The 3,010-nt window shown below is 39.8% G+C and carries 3 protein-coding genes; 1 reads left to right on the top strand and 2 read right to left on the bottom strand.

The features are described from left to right. Positions 1-14: 14 nt before the first annotated feature. Positions 15-992, bottom strand: coding sequence for a DUF1254 domain-containing protein (locus L4C33_RS21020; RefSeq protein WP_428814340.1), 978 nt, complete (start codon positions 990-992; stop codon positions 15-17). 206 nt (positions 993-1,198) lie between these two features. Here L4C33_RS21020 and L4C33_RS21025 point away from each other — a divergent pair, with 206 nt between their 5' ends. Then, positions 1,199-2,119: a LysR family transcriptional regulator gene (locus L4C33_RS21025; protein ID WP_428814341.1), complete on the top strand. Its 921-nt coding sequence runs from the start codon at positions 1,199-1,201 to the stop codon at positions 2,117-2,119. A 203-nt stretch (positions 2,120-2,322) separates the two neighbouring features. On the opposite strand, the gene L4C33_RS21030 is transcribed toward L4C33_RS21025, so the two are convergent. Next, positions 2,323-3,010 (bottom strand): DUF1214 domain-containing protein (locus L4C33_RS21030; RefSeq protein WP_428814342.1); only part of this gene is annotated, 688 nt, incomplete at its 5' end.

The raw sequence follows: 3,010 nt of genomic DNA on the forward strand, positions 1-3,010 counted from the left end.
AATTAGTTCTAAGTTTAACTACCTTTTACTTGATACATAATATCGGCTTGTGATTTTACTAGTTCAGCGTCTGTAGGAAGGTACATCCTAATCAAAAAGTTCCCCCCGCTTTCAACCGTCGCATTGCCACTACCTACTTTACAGTTAGTAGTAAATGATAAGGAGTTTCCATTGTCTGTCATCTCACTATGAGGAATATAAAAGTCATTCTCATGGATCCAACCATCTGCACCGTAAAAGGTTGCAGAGAGGTAACCGTTGTTCTCCCAATCAAGAGCTGGTTTTTCAATTACCCACGTTTGACACTGTTCTGATGTCACCTGTAAAGGAACATACTGAGCCGTGTCCATAGGAAGCCCTCCCCAACCATAAGCAGCTGCATAAAGATAATTATGCGGATCAACATCCTTTAATGTTTTTCCAAAAGCATTGTGCCCTGCTATAGGTTGTTCTCCAGCATTGACCTGACGAACAAGTTCATCACGAAAGGCAATTACCTCTTCAGCATCAAAACCTTTGGAAGTATATGGTCGGTCTGAATTTGCTTGAAAATGGAGTTTTGCTTGACGATTCTTCGTATCATCGTAGTCTCCATTGTCACGTGTTCTTGCCAATAAATAGACATACTCTCCTTGAATATCATCAGCAGACACAGTTAACTCTTCACCGTTTTTCACGACTTGGTGGAATAAGTGATGTTCATCGATTATGTGGATAATCTGAAACTCATCAGACTTTGGTACCGTGAAGGTAGCACCTTCACTTACATCAACAATCGCAATGGAGTACACGACATCACGGTTAGAGCGGATCACTTGCTGATTATCAATCGCTACTGGATCGTCATGCATCCAAGTATTAACGCCCACTTTTTCCTGTACGCCATTAAAGTACCAGTCTGACTCTGCAACCACATAATTATCCAATGTGACAGGGGCTGCGACACAGCTGAATGAACCAATTAGGGATAGAGATAATAGTGTTTTTTTCATATGTGACTCACTAATTTAAAGATAAATAGCATTCCTTCTGAAAAACGCATACATCAGTACTAATCAAATTTAGTTTTAACAAGCGATGCGACATATTCCATTACATATATCTTCTACAATATTGAGTGCATCCAGTTTTGAATATTTTAATTTTCTTATCTTGCTGTTAAGCTGAACTTAAGAGTCTGCAAGCAAAGGAATAGCCATTGAATATCGATAAGTTTAAGAACCTTGACCTTAATCTTCTAAAATTATTTTCCGTGGTATATCAACAACGCAACTTAAAAAAGTCGTCTGAACTTTTATTTATATCGCCTCCCGCTGTTAGCCAAAATATAAATAAATTAAGAGATCACTTTGAGGACGAATTATTTGTAAAAACTCCAAAAGGTTTTGATACAACCCCATTTGCAGATACTCTTTTCTCTGCGCTATCCCCCGCTCTGACTCAGCTGTCGAATGCTGTGAATACACATGGGGAGTTTGAACCTAGTAAGCTCGATGGCACTATTACTGTTGATATGGGGCAGCAAATTATTCCTTGGCTATCTCCAATGATGTTTACTGAGATATCTCACCTTTGCCCAAATGTCACATTCGCTTCTCATAATATGACCACAGAAACGGCATCAATGATGAAAGCTGACCAAGTAGATATTGCTGTTCAATTTCAATTTTCAAACACGACAAAAGACATTTACGAGCTGCCGTTGGGAGAAGTGAGTTTTGTTGCCGTTGTCCGCGAAGATCATCCGTTTAGTAAAGCCAGTGCTACGCTAGAGGAGTTGCTGGAATACAACTTTGCACTTATTGAGATGCCATTTTTTAACACCTTTCATAACTCACTCATTGAGCAAGTTGTTGCTAAAAAAGGGCTCAATATTAATGTTGTTCACCGTAGTACATCCGCGATTAGTATACGTGAGGTGGTTTTAAACTCTGACTTAGTTGTACCTGGGCTAGAGAACTTCGTAAAACATAACAGCGAGGGATTGAGAGCGATAAAAGTTACTAATGTAGAAGAACTCACTACTCTCTCCTTATGTGCTTATATACACAAAAAGAACAGAAAAAGTAAGAAACACTTATGGCTATACGAAATGATTAAGTCACTCGTCCAAGCATAAATAACGTGAAAGCCGTTGGCGAAGCCTATAAATAGAGCTAGATAACTTCTCTATTTACGAGTGTTACTAGTAAATGTTGATTACCGATAAGATGGATAGTTAACTTTATTCCAAGACTCAGGGGTTATAGCGTTGCCTCCTTTATGTATCTACGTACACGGTAGGAATAAAGTGAGGGGCTTGCATCCCCTCACTTTTAGAATTTACTCTATACGCTCAAAGTTCGGCAAAAGCGTATCTGGTTGCTGTTCAACAAAAGCTCTACTCGGTGAATAAGCTCTAAAGTAGACAAACCAATTTTCATCCTCGCGTGTTTGTACCCAGTTAGCTTCGTTCACACCCTCAGGTTTTTCCGGCGAGAAATGGAAAATGTAATCACCTTGCGTATCTTTCACTGTACCTTCGATATTCGAGCCTACGTCTGCTCGTTCAATATCATTATTAATAATGGCTCGATTGTCGACGTTATAAACAGTAATAGTCCAAAACAGATCGGCGAAGTTCACATCCCCATCCAAGGTTAACGTGTAGTGATTGCTTCCATTTAAGCCGTAGCCATCATTATCACGATAGTTATCTAAATAGATCTGGCCCCAGCCACCATTTTCAAAGCCATGCATAGCAATATCATTAGTCACAGCTTCATAGAACCATGCTGCACGCCCATCTAAGTCGATGCCAAAACCTCGGTCTTGGTTTGGTGTCGAGGCCGTCGCGACTTCCCAAGTGTTGCCTTTATTACCATAAGCAGAATGCGGCAGTCGATCCGTCTTATTAAAATCGATATTTTTTACCATCGCTTCACCCATAACAACGGCTTCCTCTAAAAGTACTTGTTGCTGTGCAGTAATATTAAATGCTTTACCCTTTTCAATACCTAGTGGGCGTAAC

This window comes from Vibrio makurazakiensis, from assembly GCF_050337375.1.
In the GTDB taxonomy this organism is placed as follows: Bacteria; Pseudomonadota; Gammaproteobacteria; order Enterobacterales; family Vibrionaceae; genus Vibrio; species Vibrio makurazakiensis.